This window comes from Streptomyces qaidamensis (genome assembly GCF_001611795.1).
Classification (GTDB): domain Bacteria; phylum Actinomycetota; class Actinomycetes; order Streptomycetales; family Streptomycetaceae; genus Streptomyces; species Streptomyces qaidamensis.
In genome coordinates this window covers 8584766-8603405 of sequence record NZ_CP015098.1, presented here as the reverse complement: position 1 = coordinate 8603405, position 18640 = coordinate 8584766, and the positions used below count along the sequence as shown (strand labels likewise).

21 protein-coding genes and 1 pseudogene are annotated in these 18640 nt (G+C 71.1%); 8 read left to right on the top strand and 14 right to left on the bottom strand.

The window, feature by feature from the left end; genetic code table 11:
* Positions 1 to 249 precede the first annotated feature (249 nt).
* The gene (locus A4E84_RS37730; RefSeq protein WP_079129283.1) at positions 250 to 1215 is read right to left on the bottom strand and encodes a helix-turn-helix domain-containing protein; all 966 of its coding nucleotides are present in this window, start codon (positions 1213 to 1215) and stop codon (positions 250 to 252) included.
* A gap of 63 nt (positions 1216 to 1278) precedes the next feature.
* Between A4E84_RS37730 and A4E84_RS37725 the strand changes: the two genes are divergently transcribed.
* The gene (locus A4E84_RS37725) at positions 1279 to 2121 is read left to right on the top strand and encodes a phytanoyl-CoA dioxygenase family protein (protein WP_062930845.1); all 843 of its coding nucleotides are present in this window, start codon (positions 1279 to 1281) and stop codon (positions 2119 to 2121) included.
* A gap of 16 nt (positions 2122 to 2137) precedes the next feature.
* On the opposite strand, the gene A4E84_RS37720 is transcribed toward A4E84_RS37725, so the two are convergent.
* The 3 genes from A4E84_RS37720 to A4E84_RS37710 form a co-directional block, all read right to left on the bottom strand.
* Positions 2138 to 3106 (bottom strand): aldo/keto reductase, encoded by a 969-nt coding sequence (locus tag A4E84_RS37720; protein WP_062930844.1) that lies wholly within the window; start codon positions 3104 to 3106, stop codon positions 2138 to 2140.
* A gap of 119 nt (positions 3107 to 3225) precedes the next feature.
* The gene (locus A4E84_RS37715; protein ID WP_062930843.1) at positions 3226 to 3762 is read right to left on the bottom strand and encodes a flavoprotein; all 537 of its coding nucleotides are present in this window, start codon (positions 3760 to 3762) and stop codon (positions 3226 to 3228) included.
* A gap of 27 nt (positions 3763 to 3789) precedes the next feature.
* The gene (locus tag A4E84_RS37710) at positions 3790 to 4248 is read right to left on the bottom strand and encodes a nuclear transport factor 2 family protein (protein ID WP_062930842.1); all 459 of its coding nucleotides are present in this window, start codon (positions 4246 to 4248) and stop codon (positions 3790 to 3792) included.
* Positions 4249 to 4339: 91 nt separating this feature from the next.
* Between A4E84_RS37710 and A4E84_RS37705 the strand changes: the two genes are divergently transcribed.
* The gene (locus A4E84_RS37705; RefSeq protein WP_062930841.1) at positions 4340 to 4891 is read left to right on the top strand and encodes a TetR/AcrR family transcriptional regulator; all 552 of its coding nucleotides are present in this window, start codon (positions 4340 to 4342) and stop codon (positions 4889 to 4891) included.
* 9 nt (positions 4892 to 4900) lie between these two features.
* Here A4E84_RS37705 and A4E84_RS37700 read toward each other — a convergent pair whose 3' ends face one another.
* Positions 4901 to 5098, bottom strand: coding sequence for a ferredoxin (locus A4E84_RS37700; RefSeq protein WP_062930840.1), 198 nt, complete (start codon positions 5096 to 5098; stop codon positions 4901 to 4903).
* Positions 5099 to 5111: 13 nt separating this feature from the next.
* A complete protein-coding gene (locus A4E84_RS37695) occupies positions 5112 to 6308 on the bottom strand; it encodes a cytochrome P450 (protein WP_062930839.1) in 1197 nt (398 codons plus the stop codon).
* 349 nt (positions 6309 to 6657) lie between these two features.
* Between A4E84_RS37695 and A4E84_RS37690 the strand changes: the two genes are divergently transcribed.
* The gene (locus A4E84_RS37690) at positions 6658 to 7290 is read left to right on the top strand and encodes a LysE/ArgO family amino acid transporter (protein ID WP_062930838.1); all 633 of its coding nucleotides are present in this window, start codon (positions 6658 to 6660) and stop codon (positions 7288 to 7290) included.
* A gap of 107 nt (positions 7291 to 7397) precedes the next feature.
* Positions 7398 to 7847 carry a nitroreductase family deazaflavin-dependent oxidoreductase gene (locus tag A4E84_RS37685; protein ID WP_062930837.1) on the top strand — a complete coding sequence of 150 codons (450 nt, stop codon included), beginning with the start codon at positions 7398 to 7400 and terminating at the stop codon, positions 7845 to 7847.
* Between the two features lie 87 nt (positions 7848 to 7934).
* Here A4E84_RS37685 and A4E84_RS37680 read toward each other — a convergent pair whose 3' ends face one another.
* Positions 7935 to 8855, bottom strand: a complete 921-nt coding sequence (locus tag A4E84_RS37680) for a cation diffusion facilitator family transporter (RefSeq protein WP_062930836.1) — start codon at positions 8853 to 8855, stop codon at positions 7935 to 7937.
* Between the two features lie 139 nt (positions 8856 to 8994).
* Between A4E84_RS37680 and A4E84_RS37675 the strand changes: the two genes are divergently transcribed.
* The 3 genes from A4E84_RS37675 to A4E84_RS42665 all read left to right on the top strand — a co-directional run bounded on the left by A4E84_RS37675 (position 8995) and on the right by A4E84_RS42665 (position 10751).
* On the top strand, positions 8995 to 10020 hold the full coding sequence (locus tag A4E84_RS37675; protein ID WP_062930835.1) for a glutathione S-transferase family protein: 1026 nt from the start codon (positions 8995 to 8997) through the stop codon (positions 10018 to 10020).
* 35 nt (positions 10021 to 10055) lie between these two features.
* Positions 10056 to 10352 (top strand): DUF4235 domain-containing protein, encoded by a 297-nt coding sequence (locus A4E84_RS37670; protein ID WP_031133599.1) that lies wholly within the window; start codon positions 10056 to 10058, stop codon positions 10350 to 10352.
* A gap of 126 nt (positions 10353 to 10478) precedes the next feature.
* A complete protein-coding gene (locus A4E84_RS42665; RefSeq protein ID WP_062930834.1) occupies positions 10479 to 10751 on the top strand; it encodes an AzlC family ABC transporter permease in 273 nt (90 codons plus the stop codon).
* Positions 10752 to 10950: 199 nt separating this feature from the next.
* Here the strand turns inward: A4E84_RS42665 and A4E84_RS37660 are convergent, their stop codons facing one another.
* Both A4E84_RS37660 and A4E84_RS45030 read right to left on the bottom strand, forming a co-directional pair.
* Positions 10951 to 11343 carry a VOC family protein gene (locus A4E84_RS37660; RefSeq protein WP_030845174.1) on the bottom strand — a complete coding sequence of 131 codons (393 nt, stop codon included), beginning with the start codon at positions 11341 to 11343 and terminating at the stop codon, positions 10951 to 10953.
* A gap of 79 nt (positions 11344 to 11422) precedes the next feature.
* Positions 11423 to 11635, bottom strand: a pseudogene (locus A4E84_RS45030) (pyridoxamine 5'-phosphate oxidase family protein); the annotation flags it as partial.
* A gap of 921 nt (positions 11636 to 12556) precedes the next feature.
* Between A4E84_RS45030 and A4E84_RS37650 the strand changes: the two are divergent.
* Positions 12557 to 13972, top strand: coding sequence for a hypothetical protein (locus A4E84_RS37650; protein ID WP_237305073.1), 1416 nt, complete (start codon positions 12557 to 12559; stop codon positions 13970 to 13972).
* 65 nt (positions 13973 to 14037) lie between these two features.
* On the opposite strand, the gene A4E84_RS37645 is transcribed toward A4E84_RS37650, so the two are convergent.
* Genes A4E84_RS37645 through A4E84_RS37625 form a run of 5 tightly spaced genes read right to left on the bottom strand, consistent with a single transcriptional unit; the run spans position 14038 to position 18405 of the window.
* A complete protein-coding gene (locus tag A4E84_RS37645; RefSeq protein WP_062930833.1) occupies positions 14038 to 15288 on the bottom strand; it encodes a cytochrome P450 in 1251 nt (416 codons plus the stop codon).
* Complete coding sequence (locus tag A4E84_RS37640) at positions 15285 to 15887, bottom strand: GTP-binding protein (RefSeq protein ID WP_062930832.1); 603 nt, start codon at positions 15885 to 15887, stop codon at positions 15285 to 15287. Before A4E84_RS37640 ends, A4E84_RS37645 begins: the two co-directional genes overlap by 4 nt.
* Positions 15868 to 16239, bottom strand: a complete 372-nt coding sequence (locus A4E84_RS37635) for a DUF742 domain-containing protein (protein ID WP_033308582.1) — start codon at positions 16237 to 16239, stop codon at positions 15868 to 15870. Before A4E84_RS37635 ends, A4E84_RS37640 begins: the two co-directional genes overlap by 20 nt.
* A complete protein-coding gene (locus A4E84_RS37630; RefSeq protein WP_003994857.1) occupies positions 16236 to 16646 on the bottom strand; it encodes a roadblock/LC7 domain-containing protein in 411 nt (136 codons plus the stop codon). The genes A4E84_RS37635 and A4E84_RS37630 overlap by 4 nt, the downstream gene beginning before the upstream one ends.
* Before the next feature lie 4 nt (positions 16647 to 16650).
* Complete coding sequence (locus A4E84_RS37625; protein WP_062930831.1) at positions 16651 to 18405, bottom strand: sensor histidine kinase; 1755 nt, start codon at positions 18403 to 18405, stop codon at positions 16651 to 16653.
* Positions 18406 to 18640: the final 235 nt, after the last annotated feature.

Genomic DNA, 18640 nt, shown 5'->3' with positions numbered 1-18640 from the left:
TCAACGACAGGGAACAAGAGATCCCGCCGTTTCATGCATTGCGTGCGCCGCCAGCGCCTTTTGACAAGATGTCAATCAGCGGAGCAAAAGGCATTTCCCTCGCGTCTGCCCCCTTTGGCGACGTGCATTTGCTTCGCCACCGGAGGCCGCCCGGAAACCATTGAACCACCGTCTGAACAGCAGCTCACACCGCCGGCCGGCGTCTGGGCGCCTGCCGTTCGCAGCCGGTCCGGGAACCAATGGCGGTGCTCAGGCGGGCGGCTCGCCGCGCCTCGTGCGGTAGGCCCCCGGAGGCGCCCCGTAGCGCTCGCGGAAGGCGCGGTTGAAGTGGAACGGGCTGGCGAACCCCGAGGCCACGGCGACGCGTTCCACCGGCAGGTCGGTACTCTCCAGCAGCCGGGCCGCGTGCCGCAGCCGCGCCTCGCGCAGGGCCCGCATGGGCGACTGCCCGATCTGTCGGCTGAACAGATGGGCGAAGCGGGACGGCGACAGCGCGACACCCCCGGCGAGTGACCGGACGGTGTGCGGGGCACCCGGGTCGGCGTCGATCAGCTCCTGGGCGCTGCGGATCCGTGCGTCGAGGCCGGGCCGGGGCTCCGTGGGCCGGGCGTCGGCGGTGGCGAGGAGGACGATCTCCTCCAGTGCGCACAGGGCCAGTTCGCGGGCCGCGCTGCCGTGCGCCACGGCGACCTGCCCGTCCGGCGGTGACGCGCCGGGCGGCGGCTCGGTGCCGGTCCAACGGGCGTCGGCGTGCATCCGCCGGAACGCCGTCTCGACGCGGCCGTGCACACCGGCCGGAGCGGAGGTGACGACGTACATCCCGTCCCCGGCCTCGTACGGCCGCAGCCACGCGGTCCAGGACGGCCGGGCCTGGCAGTGCGCCCACCAGAACCGCCAGTGCCGGGCGCCCGGCTCGACGGCGTAGCCGTGCGGGACGCCCGGGGCGAGTACGACCAGTACGCCCGCGCCGACGGAGGTCCGCGCACCGCCCTGCCACAGCCGTCCCCGGCCTGCGGTGGTCCAGGTGAAGAGCCAGCTCGCCGAGCCGTACGGCCGGCTGACGCCGTAGCCGGGGCTCTGGTCGAAGTGGCCGAGCACCACCAGCCCTGGCGGCGGGGCGGGATCCCCGGTATCGCCGGTGTCGCCGGTGTCGCCGGTGTCGCCGGTGTTCCGGTGGCCGGCAGCGGTGGGCAATCCGTCAGCACGCACGGGCATCCTCCTGGGCGGCTCCGGGGCCTAGCGTTTCGTACCGATGACACCTGACCGAGGAGTGCGTTCATGACAGTCACGGGCAACAGCGCCACCGGGGCTTCCATCCTGGACCCCGCCCGGCTCCGGCGATACCGGGAGGGCTTCGAGGACGACGGTTTCACGGTGGTGCGCGGGCTCTTCGGGGCCGACGAGATCGAGCGGCTGTGCGCCGAGTTCGCGGCGCTGCGGGCGGCCGGTCCGGTGCCCGGGCACTTCGAGCCGCGCGTCGAGGACGGGCCGGGCGTCGACCCGCTGCACGTCTGGCCGCGGGTGATGCACCCGCACGAGATCAACGGCCTGGCGCGCCAGATCCTGCTGGACGCCCGGCTGCGGACGGTGCTGGAGGCGCTCCTCGGGGAGGAGGTGCTGGCCGCGCAGAGCATGTTCTACTTCAAGCCGCCCGGGGCCCGGGGACAGGCGCTGCACCAGGACAACTTCTACCTGCGGGTGGAGCCGGGCACGTGTGTGGCCGCGTGGATGGCCTGCGATGTGATCGACCGGGAGAACGGCGGGCTGGAGGTCGTGCCGGGCACGCACCGCATGGACCTGTTCTGCCCGGAGCCGGCCGATGCGGACGTGTCCTTCGCCCGGGAGTACGTTCCGCCGCCGCCGGGGCTGGCGCCGGTGCCGGTGGACATGGCACCGGGGGACGTCCTGTTCTTCAACGGGAGCCTGGTGCACGGCTCGCAGCCGAACCGGGCGGCCGAGCGGTTCCGGCGGTCGTTCATCGGGCACTACGTGGGGCGGTCGGCGGAGCGGATCGGGCGGTTCTACCGGACGCTGGCGATGAGCGGGGCGAGGGTGGAGCTGGCGGAGAGCGAGGGGGCGGGCCCCTGCGGCACGGAGTTCGCGCCGCAGGGTCCCCACTGAGCCACGAGCCGCACGCTCAGTGCCCGGCGATGGGACGGGGGCCGTAGGGGCGTTCCAGCTCCTCCCGTTCCTTGTCGCTCAGCTCGATCTCCACGGCGGCCACCGCGTCCTGAAGGTGCCCGGGCCGGGAGGCGCCGACGATCGGGGCGGTGACCGTCGGCTGGTGGAGCAGCCAGGCGAGGGCGACCTGCGCGCGGGAAACGCCCCGCTCCCCGGCGATGCGGGTGACCGTCTCGACGATGGCGCGGTCGCCCTCCTGGTACAGGCTGCTGCCGAAGGTGTCGGTGGCGCTGCGCTCGGTCGTGGTGTCCCAGTCCCGGGTGAGCCGGCCGCGGGCGAGCGGGCTCCAGGGCAGGACGCCCACGCCCTGGTCCGCGCAGAGGGGCAGCATCTCGCGCTCCTCCTCGCGGTAGACCAGGTTGTAGTGGTTCTGCATCGAGACGAAACGCGTCCAGCCGTTCAGCCGCGCGGTGTACTGCATCTTGGAGAACTGCCAGGCGTACATCGAACTGGCCCCGAGGTAGCGGACCTTGCCCGCCTTGACGACGTCGTGCAGGGCCTCCATCGTCTCCTCGACCGGGGTGTGCGGGTCGAAGCGGTGGATCTGGTAGAGGTCGACGTAGTCGGTGCCGAGGCGGGTGAGGCTCCGGTCGAGCTCGGTCATGATCGCCTTGCGGGACAGTCCGCCGCCGTTCGGGCCGGGGCGCATCGGGTAGTACACCTTCGTCGCGACGACGATCTCGTCGCGGCGGGCGAAGTCGCGCAGGGCCCGGCCGACGATCTCCTCGCTGGTGCCGTCGGAGTACATGTTCGCCGTGTCGAAGAAGGTGACGCCCGCTTCGACCGCCTGCCGGATCAACGGGCGCGAGGCCTCCTCGTCGAGGGTCCACTCGTGCGGGCCTCGGTCGGGCAGACCGTAGGTCATGCACCCCAGACTGATCCGCGAGACGTCCAGGCCCGTCGAACCGAGCTTCACGTACTGCATCGATGCTGCTCCTGCCTTCGGAGGGTTTCCCCGGCGAGCGTATGTGTTCGTGTGCACTCCAGGGCCAGGCCGGGCACGGCATCCGACGGGTCGTCACCGTTGCTGCCGGGGTCCGACCGTCAGCCGTGTCCGAGCAGGTCCAGGGCCCGTTCCCACCCGAACTCCGGCCGGTCGCCGTCCTCCCCCGGCTCCCCCGTGTACGGCTCGCCGAACCGCACGCCCATCCCCCGCAGGCGTTCGACGCTGTCCCGGTAGGCGGGGTGGGCGGCCAGTGCGTCGGCCACGCACGGCAGGACGGCGACCGGCACCCCGAGCCCCGCGACCTCGCAGAGGGTGCCCAGGGCGAGGGTGTCGGCTATGCCGGCCGCCCACTTGTTGACGGTGTTGAAGGTGGCGGGAGCGACCACCACGGCGTCGGGTGCCGGAAAGGGGCGCGGTTCGCCGGGGGTTCGCCAGGCGGAGCGGACCGGGCGGCCCGTCCGGGCCTCGACCACGGCGGTGTCGAAGAAGCCGTTCATCGCGACGGGCGTCGCGATGACGCCCACCTCCCAGTCCCGTTCCCGAGCGGCGGTGATCAGCTTGCTGACGTCCGCGGCGATGCCCGCGGCGCAGACGACGACATAGAGGAAGGGCTTGGGGGCGGCCTGTTCGGTCATCCGGAAGACCCTAGCGACTCCCCCAGCTCACCGGACGGGGAACGTGTTCCGGCGTTCCGACTCCGGCCGGGGGCCGTGGATCCGGCGCTCCTTCTCCTCGATCCGCACGTCGTTGATGCTCGCCTCGCGACGGGTCATCAGGCCGTGCTCGTCGAACTCCCACAATTCGTTGCCGTAGGAGCGCCACCACTGTCCGTCGGTGTCGCGGCACTCGTACTGGAAGCGGACGGCGATGCGGTTGCCGTCGAAGGCCCACAGATCCTTGCGCAGCGCGTACTCCCGCTCGCGCTCCCACTTGCGGGTCAGGAACTCGGCGATCTCGGCGCGGCCGGTGACGAAGGCGTCGCGGTTGCGCCAGACGGAGTCCGGCGAGTAGGCGAGGGAGACCTTGTGCGGATCGCGGGTGTTCCAGGCGTCCTCGGCGGCCTGGACCTTCTGTGCGGCGCTCTCGCGGGTGAAGGGCGGCAGCGGCGGTCGATCGGTCATGAATCCTCCCTGACGGCAGGGGAGAACGAGCGTTCTCCGCAAGGCTGCTACCGTAGGAGAACGCTCGTTCTCGCGTCAAGGAGGGTCGTCGATGGACAGCGCAGTGGCCCGGGAGCGGGCGCTGGACGCCGCCGAGGAGCTGTTCTACGGACGGGGTGTGCAGGCCGTCGGCATGGACGACGTCCGCGGCACCTCCGGGGTCTCGCTCAAGCGGCTCTACCAGCTGTTCCCGGCGAAGGAGCAACTGGTGGAGGCGTACCTGGAGCGGCGCGACGCGCGCTGGCGCGGGCAGCTGGCCGCGTACGTCGAGTGCCGCCAGGGTCCGGAGGAGCGGATCCTGGCCGTGTTCGACTGGCTCGGTGCGTGGTTCGGCGAACCGGGTTTCCGTGGCTGCGCGTGGCTCAACGCCTACGGTGAGCTGGGGGCCACCTCGGCGCGCGTGGCCGCCCAAGTACGGGCGCACAAGCGGGCGTTCCGGGAGTACCTGGCTTCGCTCGTGGCTGCGGCCGGGCTGCCCGGAGCGCTGGCCGGGCAGCTGTTCCTGCTGGCGGAGGGTGCCATGGTCACGGCGGGTGTCACCAGGAGCGCCGAGCCCGCTGCCGAGGCGCGCGAGGCGGCCCGGCGGCTCCTGGACACCGGTTGAGCTCCGGGGTCAGCCCACCGTCTCGGACACGGTGATGGCGCTGACCGGGCAGGCGCGGGCCGCCTCCCGCAGCAGCGGGCTGCCACTGCCCTCCCCGCCGGGCAGCAGGGCGCTGTAGCCGTCGTCGTCCTGGGTGAACACGTTTGGGGCGGTCAGGGCGCACTGGCCCGCGCCGATGCAGACGTCCTTGTCGATGTCGATGTGCATGTGCGGGGGCCTCTTACCAGGTCACGGGGAGTTCCAGCATCCCCTGGATCGTGTCGCCGGGTTTGAAGGGGATCTCCTCGGCCGGGGCGGCCAGGCGCAGGGTGGGCAGCCGGGCGAAGAGGCTGTGCAGCGCGATCTCCAGCTCGGCGCGGGCGAGGTTCTGGCCGAGGCACTGGTGGATGCCGAAGCCGAACGCGACGTGGTGACGGGCCGGGCGGTTCCAGTCGAGCGTGTCCGGGCCGGGGTAGACCGTCTCGTCGCGGTTGATGACGGAGGTCGCGAAGACCACCCCCTCGCCCTGCCGGATCGTCGTCCCGGCCACTTCGATGTCCTCGACGGCGAGACGCAGCATGCCGTCCGCGATGGACAGCATCCGCATCAGCTCCTCGACCGCGGCCGGCAGCAGCCCCGGGTCCGCGCGCAGCTCGGCGAGCCGCTCGGGGTGCTGGAGCAGGGTGAAGGTGCCGAGCGAGATCATGTTGGCGGTCGTCTCGTGGCCCGCGACCAGCAGGATGAGGGCCATGGCGATCAGGCCCTCCCGGTCGAGGTCGCCCTCGTGCAGCTGCCGTTGGACCAGGTCGTCCAGCAGGCCGGTGCCGGGGTCCCGCTGTTTGCGGTCGATCAGCTCGCCGAAGTACGTCTCCAGCCGGTCGCGCGCGTCGAGTACGTCGGCGGTCTCCGGGCCGCGCAGCAGCCGTCGCGACTGGGCCTCGAAGAAGTCGTGGTCGGCGTACGGGACGCCGAGCAGGGCGCAGATCACCATGGAGGGGACGGGCAGCGCGAAGGCGCTCACCAGGTCGGCGACGGGGCCCTGGGCGATCATCGCGTCGAGCCGCTCGTCCACGATCTGCTGGATGCGTGGCCGGAGTTCGACGGCGCGCTTGAGGGTGAAGTCCCCGACGACCATCCGCCGCTGGGCGCGGTGCTCGGGGTCATCGACGCCCAGCAGGGCCGTTCTGCGGTTGCGGATCCCGGCGAAGCGCCGGGTGGGGGCGGGGAAGCCGGGCCGGTCGCGGTTGGACGACAGGCGCGGGTCGGCCAGCAGGGTGCGGGCGGTCGCGTGGCCGCTGACCAGCCAGGCCTCGCGGCCGTCGAAGAGGGTGATGCGGGTCAGGGGGCGTTCGGTGCGCAGCGCGTCGTAGGCGGCGGGCGGGTGGTAGGGGCAGGTCCTGCTCTGGGGGAAGGCGACGGGTGCGGTCGTGTCCGTCATGAAGACCTCGCAGACGAGTAGTGCGTCGTGCCGATCTTCATTAGATGCCCCAGGCACCTATGGGGCGACGCGAAGTTCGGCCATGTCGCCGACGGCGCCAAGATGGCCGGGGAAGGCCGTATTCCTGTTCGAGGGGCGGGGACGGGAGACCCTGTCGCGGGGACGGTGCCCTCGCCCGGGCCACAGGTGCGGCGAGGCCGGTTCGAAAACCGGTTGTAGGTCCGGCGGGCAGGCCCCAGGATCCAGCCATGCCTACGTTCACCGTTCTCCCGCCGCTGCCCGTCGCCGCTCCCGCCGGCCGCCGACAGCAGCAGGCCGACCGCCGGGGAGGACCGACGCCGCCGCGGTCATGACCGCCGCGCTCGTCGCGGGGCTGCTCGCCGGGTACGGCATCGCCGTCCCCGTGGGCGCCGTCGGGACCTACCTCGTCTCCCTCACCGCCCGCACCTCCCTGCGCACCGGGGTCTGCGCCGCGCTCGGCGTCGCCACCGCCGACGGGCTCTACGCCCTCGCGGCCACACTCGGAGGGACCGCCCTGGCGTCCGCGCTGCGGCCGGCGCTCGGGCCGCTGCGGTGGGTCTGCGTGCTGGTGCTGCTCGCGCTGGCGGCATGGGGTGCCGTCACCGCCGTGCGCGAGTACCGGGGCCACCGGCTCGCGACCCGCACCGCCCCCGCGCCCCCGAGCCCCACCCGGGCCTTCCTGGGCCTGCTGGGCATCACCCTGCTGAACCCCACCACCGTCATCTACTTCGCGGCCCTCGTGCTCGGTTCCCAGGCCACCGGCCCGGCCGGTCCACTGGAGCAGGGCGTGTTCGTGCTGGCCGCCTTCGCCGCCTCCGCGAGCTGGCAGGTGCTGCTGGCCGGGAGCGGAGCGCTGCTGGGCCGGGCCCTGACCGGCCGGCGAGGGCGGCTGGCGACGGCTCTGGTGGCGAGCGGGGTGATGACGGCCCTGGCCGTGCGGATGGCGCTCGCGCCGGGGTGAGATCCAGCGCTTCCGGCCGGATCCCGCGGGGTGCGGATGATTCACGGGGGCACGGGTGTTGGAGACGGACGGCGATGAGCCGCGGACACGACGATGGGACGGATGCCATGCCTCTGGAAGGCGAGTACGAACCCAGCCCGACGCAGTGGGTGCGCAAGCAGGTGGAGTTGTACGAGAGCTCCGGCGGTACGGAGGGGACGACGCTGCAGGGCTCGAAGATGCCGGTCGTGATCCTGACCTCACGGGGCGCCAGGAGCGGCAAGCTGCGCAAGACGCCGGTGATGCGGGTCGAGCACGAGGGGCGTTACGCCGCGGTGGCCTCCCTCGGCGGGGCACCCAAGCACCCCGTCTGGTACTTCAACATCCTGGCTTACCCGCACGTGGAGCTCCAGGACGGGCCGGTGAAGCAGGACATGACCGCCCGTGAGGTCACGGGCGAGGAGAAGGCCGCTTGGTGGGAGCGGGCCGTCGCGGCGTACCCGGCCTACGCCGACTACCAGAAGAAGACTGACCGGGAGATTCCGGTGTTCGTCCTGGAGCCGGCCGAGGGCGGCTGAGACCGGGGCCGGCTGCCCGCCGCGGGCAGCCGGCGAAAAACCTTCCGCCCCGTGGGTGTGAACCGGCCGCGACGGGGCACGCGAGGTTCAGGCCCCGCCGCGCTCCCCCGTCGCGGCGGGGCTTTCCGCTGCCTCGCGGGCGAGGCGGTCGGTCACGTCGAGGAAGATCTGGTCGGCCTCGGGCACCGTCCGGGCTATGGACCGCTTGATGCGGACGGCGACCTCCTCCACGCGCTCACTGTCCAGACCGGGCACCAGATCGACGCGGGCCGCCACCAGGGCGGTGTCGAGTCCGGTCTTCATCGTGAACAGCGCTTCCACACTGTCGATCTCGGGCTGTGCCCGCAACAGCTCCCGGATCCGCCCGCTCGTCTCAGGATCGGTCGCCTCGCCGATCAGCTGGTCCCGGGCCTCACGGCCCAGCCGGAACGCCACGTAGACCAGCAGCGCGCCGATCGCGAGCGAGGCCGAGGCCTCCCACACCACCTGGCCGGTGATCATGTGCAGCGCCATGCCCACGATGGCCAGGGTGACGCCGAGCACCGCGGTGCCGTCCTCGGCGACGACCGTCCGCAGGGCCGGATCGCGCAGCCCGGCGCCCGCGCCGCCCTGCCGGCGCACCTGGTACAGCGCCCGCAACAGTGAACCGCCCTCCGCCAGGAGGGCGATCCCGAGCACGATCAGGCCGGCCACATAGCCGCCGAGTTCCTCCTCCGCACCGCTCGTCAGGGCTTCGAAGCCCTGGAAGAAGGAGAAGCAGCCGCCCATGACGAAGATCCCGACGGCCGCGAGGAGCGACCAGAAGAACCGCTCCTTGCCGTAGCCGAAGGGATGACGCCGGTCGGCGGGGCGGCGGCTGCGGCGCAGCGCCGCGAGCAGGAACACCTCGTTCAGGCTGTCGGCCACCGAGTGGGCCGCCTCGGACAGCAGGGCGGGGGATCCCGCCGCCAGGCCGCCGATGGCCTTGGCCACCGCGATCACCAGATTGGCCGCGAGCGCCACCAGCACGGTGACGCGTGTCTTGTGATCACTTCCTTCATCAGTCACCCACGCCGATTGCCCCGGTCGGGGGTACTCACACCGTGCCGTCGGCGGAAAACGGGGAACGCGTTCACCAGGGCCCACGTATGGCAAGGAGGTCATTCCCATGAGCCGCGACGACGGCGACGACGGCAACACCGGCTACGGAAGGAGGGCGTTCAAGCGGTCCAAGGCGCATTTCGCGGACCGGGTCACCGCGGACGGCCGGGACGGCTGGCCGGTGGAGGCCGGCCGCTACCGTCTGGTCGTCAGCCGTGCCTGCCCCTGGGCGAGCCGGTCGCTGGTCTCCCGGCGGCTGCTCGGTCTGGAGGACTCCCTGTCCCTGGCCGTGGCCGACCCGATCCAGGACGACCGCAGCTGGCGCTTCACACTGGACGAGGACGGCCGCGACCCGGTCCTCGGCATCCGCTTCCTGAGTGAGGCGTACGACCGCCGGGAGTCGGACTATCCGGGTGGTGTCAGTGTGCCGGCGCTCGTGGACGTGCCCAGCGGCCGGCTGGTGACCAACGACTACCAGCAGCTGACCCTCGACCTCGCGACCGAGTGGACGGCCCTGCACCGGGACGGCGCGCCCGACCTGTACCCGGACGCGCTGCGCGACGAGATCGACGAGGTGATGGCGGACGTCTACGAGGACGTCAACAACGGCGTATACCGCGCGGGGTTCGCCACCGGGCAGGAGGAGTACGAGGCCGCCTGCACGGGTGTGTTCCGGCGACTGGAGCTGCTCGCGGGCCGGCTGGAGCGGCAGCGTTACCTCGTCGGGGGCACGATCACCGAGGCGGACATCCGGCTGTTCACCACGCTGGTGCGTTTCGACGCCGTCTACCACGGTCACTTCAAGTGCAACCGCTGGAAGCTGACGGAGAACCAGGTGCTGTGGGCGTACGCCCGCGACCTGTACCAGACCCCCGGGTTCGGCGACACCGTCGACTTCGACCACATCAAGCGCCACTACTACCAGGTGCACACCGGCATCAACCCGACCCGCGTCGTCCCCCTGGGCCCGGACCTGTCCGGCTGGCTGACCCCGCACCACCGCGAGGAGCTGGGCGGCCGGCCGTTCGGTGACGGCACACCGCCCGGGCCGGTCCGTGCCCAGGAGCGGATACCGGCGGCGCACACCCCCTGACCACCTCACCCACCCTCAGCCATCTAGGAGTTGCCGTGGCAAAGAAGAAGAAGATGTCCCTCGCGTACCAGCCCGTCGGGTTCGTGCTCGGCTGGTCGGGCGGCTGGCTGGCCGGGCTCGCCTTCCGCAAGACGTGGATGGCGATCCGGCACGAGGAGGACGCGCCCGACGCGCTGGACAAGGACCGCAGCTGGGGCGAAGTTCTCCTGGCCGCCGCGATCCAGGGCGCGATCTTCGCTGTGGTGCGCAGCGCCGTGGACCGCGCGGGCGCAAAGGCCATCGAGCGTTCGACCGGCACCTGGCCGGTCGGCGAGAAGGGCGGCCGGGACTGACCGCCGCCGCACGGCTCCGCCCGGCGGCCGCCGGGCGGGGCCGGCCCGCCACCCGCTGGGCCAGGTCCACGTTCGACAGCCGGCCGTCCTGGTGCCGATGGAGCCGCTTTCCGGGACTGTGCCTCGGTGGGCCTGGGGATGGTGCCGCTCGGTCTCGCCTTCGGGGCCCTAGTGGTGCAGTCGGGCCTCGACCGGTGGTGGGCCGGACTGTCCGCGGCACTGATCTGCGGCGGTTCGTTCGAGTGCCTGCTCATCGGCATGGTCACAGCCGCCGCGCCCGTGGCGTCCATCGCCGTGGCCGCCTTCCTGGTGCAGGCGCGGCACGTCTTCTGCGCCCTGTCGTTCCCCTGCACCGCGCAGGGGACAGGCTCGCGAAGACGTACAGCGGCTTCGCGCTGACCGCGACCTGCCCGTCACCCAGCCGCGCGCGGCGGCCCCGTCGGCCGCCCTGGGCTTTCACCGTCGGCCTGCGCCTGCGGCGTCGCAACGCCCTGCTGAGCATGCTCGCCGGCACGGCCGTCCGTGTGACCCTGGCCAGCACCCTCTTCAGGGCCTGACGCGGGTCCGGCCGTTGCCGGCGGTCGGCTGAACCTCTCGCTCAGCCCTGCTTGGGGGCCGTCGGCGCGGTGCGGCGCAGGGTGAAGGAGTGTCCGGCCGGATCGGCGTAGCCGCGCTCCTCCAGGGGGCCCGAGGGCTCCTTGGCCTCCAAGGGGCGGCCGCCGAGGCTGATGACGCGGCGTTCCACCGCGTCGAGGTCGTCCACGACGAACTCCAGATGGGCCTGCAGGGAGTTCTCGGGTCGGGGCCAGCTGGGCGGGGTCGCGTTGACGTCCCGGCGCAGTGCGATCCGGAAGCCGTCGGCGCTCTTGATCTCCACCCGGTTGGCGGTTGCGTCCGACTCCTCCCCCTCCAGCAGTTCCTTGTAGAACACGGCGAGCTTCTCGGGCTCGGCGCAGTCGAGCACGAGGACCCCCGCTTTCACCAGTGCCATGTCTCCTCCGCAGGATTCCGGCCGCGGGGCGGTCGTGCCCCGCGGATCCGTACCTTGCGGATATCCCGGTCCGGCGGATTCAGTCGGCCTTCAACCACCGTCCGTCGCGCATGAGTTCACGGCCGTCGAGTTCGTCGGCCTCCCGCCAGGCCTGCACCCGCCGCGGCACGACGCGGAAGTAGAGGCACGGCGTGGCGAGCCGACGGGGGTCGAACCCGGTCTTGGCGGCGAAGAGTTCGGCGTCCTGCTCGGTCAGCTAGCCGGGCTGGACCGTCTCCACCGCGCCTTCCACCTCATTCTTGCGCTGCTCAGCGCTGCGTGCGGGTGCGGACGTCGTCGTCGGTGCGCCTCCTGGCCGGTCGTCGAACGGACTTTGACCAGTGTGGCGTTCCGCGGCTCCGGAGGCTCGGTGGACGAGCCGGTACCGGGTGAGGGACGAGGGAGTATACGCAGCTCATGCGCTTCGGGCAGTAACGGAGATCACGGCAGGGTCACGGAATGGCTCATTCACGTCGTGGGCAGCCTCGTACCGCTTCTCGGTTCAACTTTCGGACTACGAAGCCCAGTTCGAGTGTGCGGGCGGTCACGACACCGTCCGCCAGCAGGGGTGGGGGGACTCCGCGTTCCGTCTCCCGAAAGGAAACGCATGCCTCAGGACGTCCGGTTCGACCTGCCCTTCGACACCCCGGTCAGCTACCCACACGCCTCGGGCGAGGCAGCGCATCTCGGATCCAGGGGCCGCGCCACGCCTGACGGGCCGCGAGTGCTTCCTGATCAACACAGCTGAGGCGGCGATGCAGGTGTTCGCCTTGCAGCAACAAGATCCCCGGACACGGCCGGTCAACGACCACGGTCGATCGATTCCGTTGCCAGGACCACAGCTCATTGGGAGACCGGTGTGAAATCTCGAGTCGCAGGTGCTGTTCCGAAGGCGTCCGCCGACAGCTCGCTCCCGGCGCAGCCAAGCGCCCAGCTCCACCCCACGGAGGCGGGGGACACCCTGGCCCGCCTCTTGGTGAAACACATCAAGGGGAGCACGGAGCAGTACCGAAGGTCCCGGCACGCCGCTCAGCAGCGGCTGAACGCATTCGGCTCCCCCCACTCCAGTACCACGCTGGATGTGGAGGGAGCCCTCCATCTGGCGCGGCCGGCGTTCCTCCCGCCCGACCAGGAGGGCTCCGCCAGGTTGAGGCACCTCGACACCGGCCTACGCATGATCGAAGCAGCCTTCCCCCAGGTCAGCACCGACGTCGAGGTCTGCAGACTGGCCTGCACGATGCTGGAAGGGGCCTGGAGGAGCCGGGCACTCACCCCGCCGCGCGAGGAGGAGCAGACAAGCGTCTGCACCTGCCCTCTGTGCCGTCGGCTGCCCACGCCCCCCGCACGCACGCTGGACGACTACCGCTGGCGGCAGAGCGCCGGTCGTCCCCTCACCGTCAAGACCTGGCCACACCGCCGGGAACTCGACAGCGTCCTGACGGGTGGATGGTCCTGGACCCGGCAGATGAACGACCTCGAACGAGACCTCGGCCACCGCCACCGCTTCGAGGACGACATCCTCGTCTTCCACGAATACAAACGCGTGATCGACACCATCGACACAACGCGCCTCACCCAACACGTCGAAGGCCGCCTGGCCGAGAATTTCAGCACCAACAGCGCACGGGCCCTGGTGTCCGGACTTTTCGCAGCGCACAAGCGATCCGTCGACGAGTACTGGCTCCAACAGCACGACGCGGGCAGCGTCATACTCCCCCAGACCAACCCGCTCAGCCAGAGCACCTACTCAGCCCTGCAGATGCTGGACTGCCTGTTCTGGCACGTCGCCCCCGACACCGAACTCTGGCAGGAAGAGAACCTCGCCTCCCTGCTGCTGTGCCGCGTCATCGACGACATGGCCGACGTACGAGCCGACGCCCTCACCGGCGAGATCAGCAACTTCTGGCTCGCCGACATGCCCACCCACACCAAGGCGCTCTACGCTGCCTGCGCGATAGCCCTCGTCAAGTACGGCTGCATGCCCGAGGCCCACAGCCCGATGTGGAACACCTGGCTGATGACCACCACCATCGTCTGGATGGGGCTCACGGGCCGCCACGCCCTGTGGTTCGACGGCATCACCCAGGGCCTCCCCCCGGCCGAGGAGTGCCCGCTGTGTGACCTGCAGCCCAACCCGTGCACCGGCATCCTCACCGAGGGCACCACCCTCACCATCGCCCCGCGGCCCACCGCACCGGCGCTGAGCACCCGGGCCGCCGAGCTGTCCGCACGCTGTCGAGCCCAGTACCCCGGGGCATGGCCCCTCTTCGACGCCGAGCTCCATGCCTTCGAAGCACTGCACGGCCCCTGGTACGGCAATACGGACAGCACATGGGAGATCTTGCGCCGCACCTACATCGCCGCCGTGGAGGCGTCCAGCGCCGCACCATCGCCGGACCGCGCCCGTCATGTCCAACAAGACGCCGGCGTAGTCGGATCCGAGAGGTTCCACACCCTGCACGACCCTCGGACCGGGAGGGAAGACACCGCACTGCTCGCCTACATGTTCGGCTGTGCGCACCCGCATTTCCTCTGGAACGCCACGGGATACCGCCCCACGGACGTCGCAGGCGACTGGCTCGACGGCTGACTCAGCCACCCACGCACGGCGTTGCCCGGCCGGAAACCGGCCGGGCAACGGTCTGCCGGCGTGGCCTAGACGGCGAACTCGACCGGCAGGCTGTCCAGCCGGGACTCCCACGTGGAGGCGGTCGAGCTGAGTTCTTCCGGCGGTACGGCCAGGCGCAGATCCGGCAGCCGGTGCAGCAGGACGTCCACGCCGATCTCGATGATGGACTGGCCGATGTTCTGCCCCGGGCACTCGTGCGGTCCGGAGCTGAACGCCAGGTGCGACTGGTTACCCTGCACGGCGACGGCCGAGTCGGGCCGTACATCCGGGTCGAGGTTGCCGGCGGCCAGTCCCAGGATGAGCAGTTCCCCCTCCTGGACGTGATGGCCTCCGAGCTCCAGGTCGGCGGTTGCGAACCGGCCCGGCAGCACGGACAGCGGCGGGGTGTCCCACATGACCTCTTCCACCGCTGAGGAGATGTTCAGCTCCCCGCTGACCAGACCGGACAGCCGGGCGGAGTCGGTGAGGACCCGTTGCAGGACCCGGGCCAGCAGGTTGCTGGTGGTGGTGTGCGCGGCGATCAGCACCAGGCGCAGATGGCTGACGACCTCGTCGTGGTCGAGGCCGGCCGGGTGCTCCAACAGGGCCGTGGCGAAGTCGGAGCCCGGCTCGGCCCGCTTGCGCTCGGCGAGTTCCGCGAGGATCTGCATGATCCGGTCGTTGTGCTCGAGGGCGCCCTCACCGCCCTTGAAGACCTCGGCGCACGACTCGATCAGGCGTAGCCCGTCCGCCGCGGGAAGGCCCAGCATCCTGGTGAGCACGAGCATCGGCAGTTGCTCGGCGTAGTCGGCCACCAGGTCGGCGCGCCCGGCGTCGGCGAACGCGTCGACCTGCTTGTTCGCGAAGTACGTGACGTGCCGCCGGATGCCCCGGGCGGCCGCCGCCTGCAACCCGTCGGTGACGGCGCCGCGCAGCCTGCGGTGCGGTTCGCCGTCCTGGGACACACAGTCGGGGCGCCAGCCGACCATCGGCATGATCGGCGAGGTCTCCTCGATACGGCCCTCCCGCCAGTCCCGCCAGATCCGCGCGTCCCGGCTGAACTGGCGGGGGTTGTCGAGCACCCGCCGGTTGTCGCGGTATCCGAGGACCAGCCAGGCGGGGACGTCCCCTTCGAGCAGGACCGGCGCGACCGAGCCGTGTTCCTTGCGCAGCCGCTCGTAGATGCCCGCCGGGTCGGTCGCGGCGTCCGGGCCGTACAGCCTGGTCAGGTCAGCGCCGTGGTGGGCGACGGGGCAGCCCCGCACGGCCTGGAGTCCGGGTTCGGTCGAGTCGTTCATCGGGGCTCCAGGGCCACGGCCGAGCGTTCCTTCAGATGATGGATCAGTGCGACCAGGACATCCCGGCTGGAGGCCCGGTCGCGGGCGTCGAAGGCCACGACCGGGGTGTTCCCGGGGATGTCCAGGGCGTCCCGGATCTCCTCGACCGGGTAGTTCCGCGAGTCGGGGAAGACGTTCAGCGCGACCACGAAGGGGACCTCCAGCCGCTCCATCTCCTCGATCGCCCGGAAACTGGACTCCAGGCGGCGCGTGTCCACCAGGACGACCGCGCCGAGGGCCCCCTTGAACAGCCCGTTCCACAGGAACCAGAACCGTTCCTGCCCGGGCGTGCCGAACAGGTACAGCACCAGGCTCTCGTTGATGCCGATCTTGCCGAAGTCCAGGCTGACGGTGGTCTGCGTCTTGTCGGCGACGCCGATGAGGTGGTCGACGTCGGCACTGGCCTGGGTGAGGGTCTCCTCGGTGGTGAGCGGCTTGATGTCGCTGACCGACCGGACCATGGTGGTCTTCCCGGTGCCGAACCCCCCGGCGATCATCACCTTCACCGAGCGGGTGTCCCCGGCCGAGCCTCCGGGTTGGTCAAAGCCTTTCAAGTCCACTGAGTACCTCCTCAAGGAGCGCGAGGTCGGGCCCGCGGCCGGCGTCGTGCGCCGGGATGGGGTTACGGGCTTCGACGCGACCTGCGTCCAGCAGGTCCGACAGCAGCACCGCGAGAATGTTGAAGGGGAGCCCGAGGTGAGCGCCGAGCTCGGCGACGGACAGCGGGTCGCGGCAGCGGCGGAGGATCTCCTCGTGCTCGTGCTGCATGCCCGGTAACGGGGCGGCGCGGGAGACGACGAGGGTCGCCACGTCGAGGCTCGACGCCGAACCGCCCGGTCCGCTGCGCCCTCCCGTGAGGACGTAGTAGCGCTCGAGACCGGACGGGTCCGACGGTCTGCGGGGAGCACTCATCCAGAGTGCTCCTCCAGGCGCGGAGTGGTGCCGAGGAGCTCACCCATCCTGCGGGCCAGGTCCCTCATCTGGTGCCCGAGCAGGCCCTGGTCGAGGCCTTCCCTGGCGAGGACACCGAGGTACGTCTCCACACCCGCGCGCACCACGAAGAGGTGCCCGCCGTCCACCTCGATCATCGCCAGGCGCAGCTGCCCGGCGTACTTGGGGAACTGCTCGGCGACCGGCTGGGCCAGGGCCTGGAGACCGGCCACCACGGCCGCGAAGCGGTCGACGTCGTCGGGGTCTTCGGCGCCGTAGGAGGTGATGGCCTTGCCGTCGCTGGAGGCCACGAGGGCGAATCGGATCTCCTGGATGCTCTCGACGAGATCGCGGAGCGCCCAGCTCACATCTGTTCCTTGCTGTGTCATGGGACTAGTCGCTCTCTTCGGTGCGGTGCTCGGTGTACTCGCGGCCGGCGAGGGTGTCGTGGCCGTCGGCCGGCTCGGATGCCTCCGCCGCGTCGCGTCCGGCGGTGGCGAAGGCGGCGAGACCCGAGAAGGACGCGTCCGGTGGAACGGCGGCGACGGTGCCCCGGTCGGTCCGCTCGCCCGGCCTGGGCGCCTCCGTCTCGTTCCGCTTGCTGCGGCGCCGGGGCAGTCCGCCGGGCGTGGTCTCCCCGGTCTCTGCCTGCGCGGCCCGTGGTTCGGGCACGGTGGCCGTCTCGCGGGCCGGGGCCGCGGTGCGTACCTCCGGGGCGGGCGCCGCCGGTGCGGCCGCGGCCGTGGGCAGCGGGCTGAAGTACTTGTGCGGGACCACGACCACCACGGAGGTTCCGAGCCACGGCGAGTCCGCGAAGGTGACGCGGATGCCGTAGCGGCGGGCGAGGGCACCGACGACGCGCAGGCCGATGTTGGCGTCCTCGGTGATGCCGCCGAGGCCCGCGCCGGGCGCGGTGCCCGCGAGGGCGTGTTCGGCCTCGCGCTTCTTCTCCTCGCTCAGGCCCTTGCCGGAGTCCTGGATCTCGATCCCGACGCCGTTGGGCACCTCCTTGCCGGAGATGAGCACCGGCTCGGTGGGCGGCGAGTAGCGGGCCGCGTTGTCCAGGAGGTGGGCCAGGATCAGCGTGAGGTGGTCCACAAGACCGCCGTCGACGCCCAGTTCGGGCAGGTGGCGCACCTGGATCCGGTGGAAGTCCTTGATCCGGCCGATGCCGCCGCGCACCACGCTCAGCAGCCGCTGCGGCTCCTGCCACTGCCGGCCGGGCCGGTCGGAGCCGCCGAGCACACCGATGCTCGCGGCGAGGGAGTCGGCGGGGCCGAGCTCCTGGTCGAGCTCCATCAGGCCCCGGGCGACGGCCGGCAGCCGGCCGTGCTCGCCCTGCATCTCGTGCAGACGGCCGCGGAGCTTGCTCGTCAGCACGTGGATGCGGTTGCCGATGCTGATCACGGCCTGTTCGGCGGAGGTGGAACGGTCGAACTCCGCCTCCAGGCCTATCAAGGAGGTACGCAGCAGCTTGCGCAGCTCGGCCTGGAGGTCCGAACTGACCTTGGCACACTGGTTGACCGTGGGCAGCAGGTCGTCGATGGCGTCGCCGGCGCGCAGCTTCTCCATCGCGTCGGGCAGCTGCTCGTCGGCGAGCCGGGCGACCGCGGCGAGCTGGTGGGTGAGCTGTTCCTGCCAGACCTCGGCCTGGTCGGCGAGCTGGGTCTCGTAGGAGGTGGCCTGCTCGGTCAGCCGTTCCTCATAGGCCCGGGACCGGTCGCTGAGCTGTGTCTCGTACGTGGCCCTCTGGTCGGCGAGCTGCGTCTCGTACGTCGCGCTCTGGTCGGCCAGGCGCCGCTCGTACGCCGAGTTCTGCTCGTTGAGCTGGGATTCCAGGGTGGCGCGTTCGGCGGCGAACTTTCGTTCCAGGGCCGCCACATGCTGCTGCCACTGCTGGTTGTGCTCGGCCTGCGTGGTGCGGAAGGAGCCTTCCGCCCGGTGCAGTTGTGCCCGGGTGCGCAGCAACAGCCGTACGCACACGGCACCGGCCGCCGTCGCCGCGACTCCGGCGACGGCCGCGGTTATTCGATCCGAGCTCATGAACGTGGCGGCAACGGTCCCGCCTCCCAAGCCCAGCGGCATCAACCACCAGCTGTACCAGGCGACAGGGGCCCGCGCCGCCGGTGGCGGAGTGGCGAGTTCCATCTGCATCCTTCGAAGCAACACGATCGAACGGGGGGGTGTGTGAACCGCACTCATGAGTACGCACTGCGAGCCGACTGGACGCGATCGCGTCAACTCGCAGCGCCGATCGGAACCCTATCGGGTTTGGACCCGAAAGGATCAATCTCGCCCCCCTCCGGAGGTGAGGGTTCCATCACGCTCCGAAAGAAGGCAACAGGTCGACAAATGGCTTTGCTGTCAGTGGACTTGGCGCCGC

Excerpts from the sequence above, each read along its gene's own strand:
- A4E84_RS37730 (WP_079129283.1), bottom strand. The coding sequence starts at position 1,215 with ATGCCCGTGCGTGCTGACGGATTGCCCACCGCTGCCGGCCACCGGAAC.
- A4E84_RS37725 (WP_062930845.1), top strand. The coding sequence starts at position 1,279 with ATGACAGTCACGGGCAACAGCGCCACCGGGGCTTCCATCCTGGACCCC.
- A4E84_RS37720 (WP_062930844.1), bottom strand. The coding sequence starts at position 3,106 with ATGCAGTACGTGAAGCTCGGTTCGACGGGCCTGGACGTCTCGCGGATC.
- A4E84_RS37715 (WP_062930843.1), bottom strand. The coding sequence starts at position 3,762 with ATGACCGAACAGGCCGCCCCCAAGCCCTTCCTCTATGTCGTCGTCTGC.
- A4E84_RS37710 (WP_062930842.1), bottom strand. The coding sequence starts at position 4,248 with ATGACCGATCGACCGCCGCTGCCGCCCTTCACCCGCGAGAGCGCCGCA.
- A4E84_RS37705 (WP_062930841.1), top strand. The coding sequence starts at position 4,340 with ATGGACAGCGCAGTGGCCCGGGAGCGGGCGCTGGACGCCGCCGAGGAG.
- A4E84_RS37700 (WP_062930840.1), bottom strand. The coding sequence starts at position 5,098 with ATGCACATCGACATCGACAAGGACGTCTGCATCGGCGCGGGCCAGTGC.
- A4E84_RS37695 (WP_062930839.1), bottom strand. The coding sequence starts at position 6,308 with ATGACGGACACGACCGCACCCGTCGCCTTCCCCCAGAGCAGGACCTGC.
- A4E84_RS37690 (WP_062930838.1), top strand. The coding sequence starts at position 6,658 with ATGACCGCCGCGCTCGTCGCGGGGCTGCTCGCCGGGTACGGCATCGCC.
- A4E84_RS37685 (WP_062930837.1), top strand. The coding sequence starts at position 7,398 with ATGCCTCTGGAAGGCGAGTACGAACCCAGCCCGACGCAGTGGGTGCGC.
- A4E84_RS37675 (WP_062930835.1), top strand. The coding sequence starts at position 8,995 with ATGAGCCGCGACGACGGCGACGACGGCAACACCGGCTACGGAAGGAGG.
- A4E84_RS37660 (WP_030845174.1), bottom strand. The coding sequence starts at position 11,343 with ATGGCACTGGTGAAAGCGGGGGTCCTCGTGCTCGACTGCGCCGAGCCC.
- A4E84_RS37650 (WP_237305073.1), top strand. The coding sequence starts at position 12,557 with ATGATCGAAGCAGCCTTCCCCCAGGTCAGCACCGACGTCGAGGTCTGC.
- A4E84_RS37645 (WP_062930833.1), bottom strand. The coding sequence starts at position 15,288 with ATGAACGACTCGACCGAACCCGGACTCCAGGCCGTGCGGGGCTGCCCC.
- A4E84_RS37635 (WP_033308582.1), bottom strand. The coding sequence starts at position 16,239 with ATGAGTGCTCCCCGCAGACCGTCGGACCCGTCCGGTCTCGAGCGCTAC.
- A4E84_RS37630 (WP_003994857.1), bottom strand. The coding sequence starts at position 16,646 with ATGACACAGCAAGGAACAGATGTGAGCTGGGCGCTCCGCGATCTCGTC.
- A4E84_RS37625 (WP_062930831.1), bottom strand. The coding sequence starts at position 18,405 with ATGGAACTCGCCACTCCGCCACCGGCGGCGCGGGCCCCTGTCGCCTGG.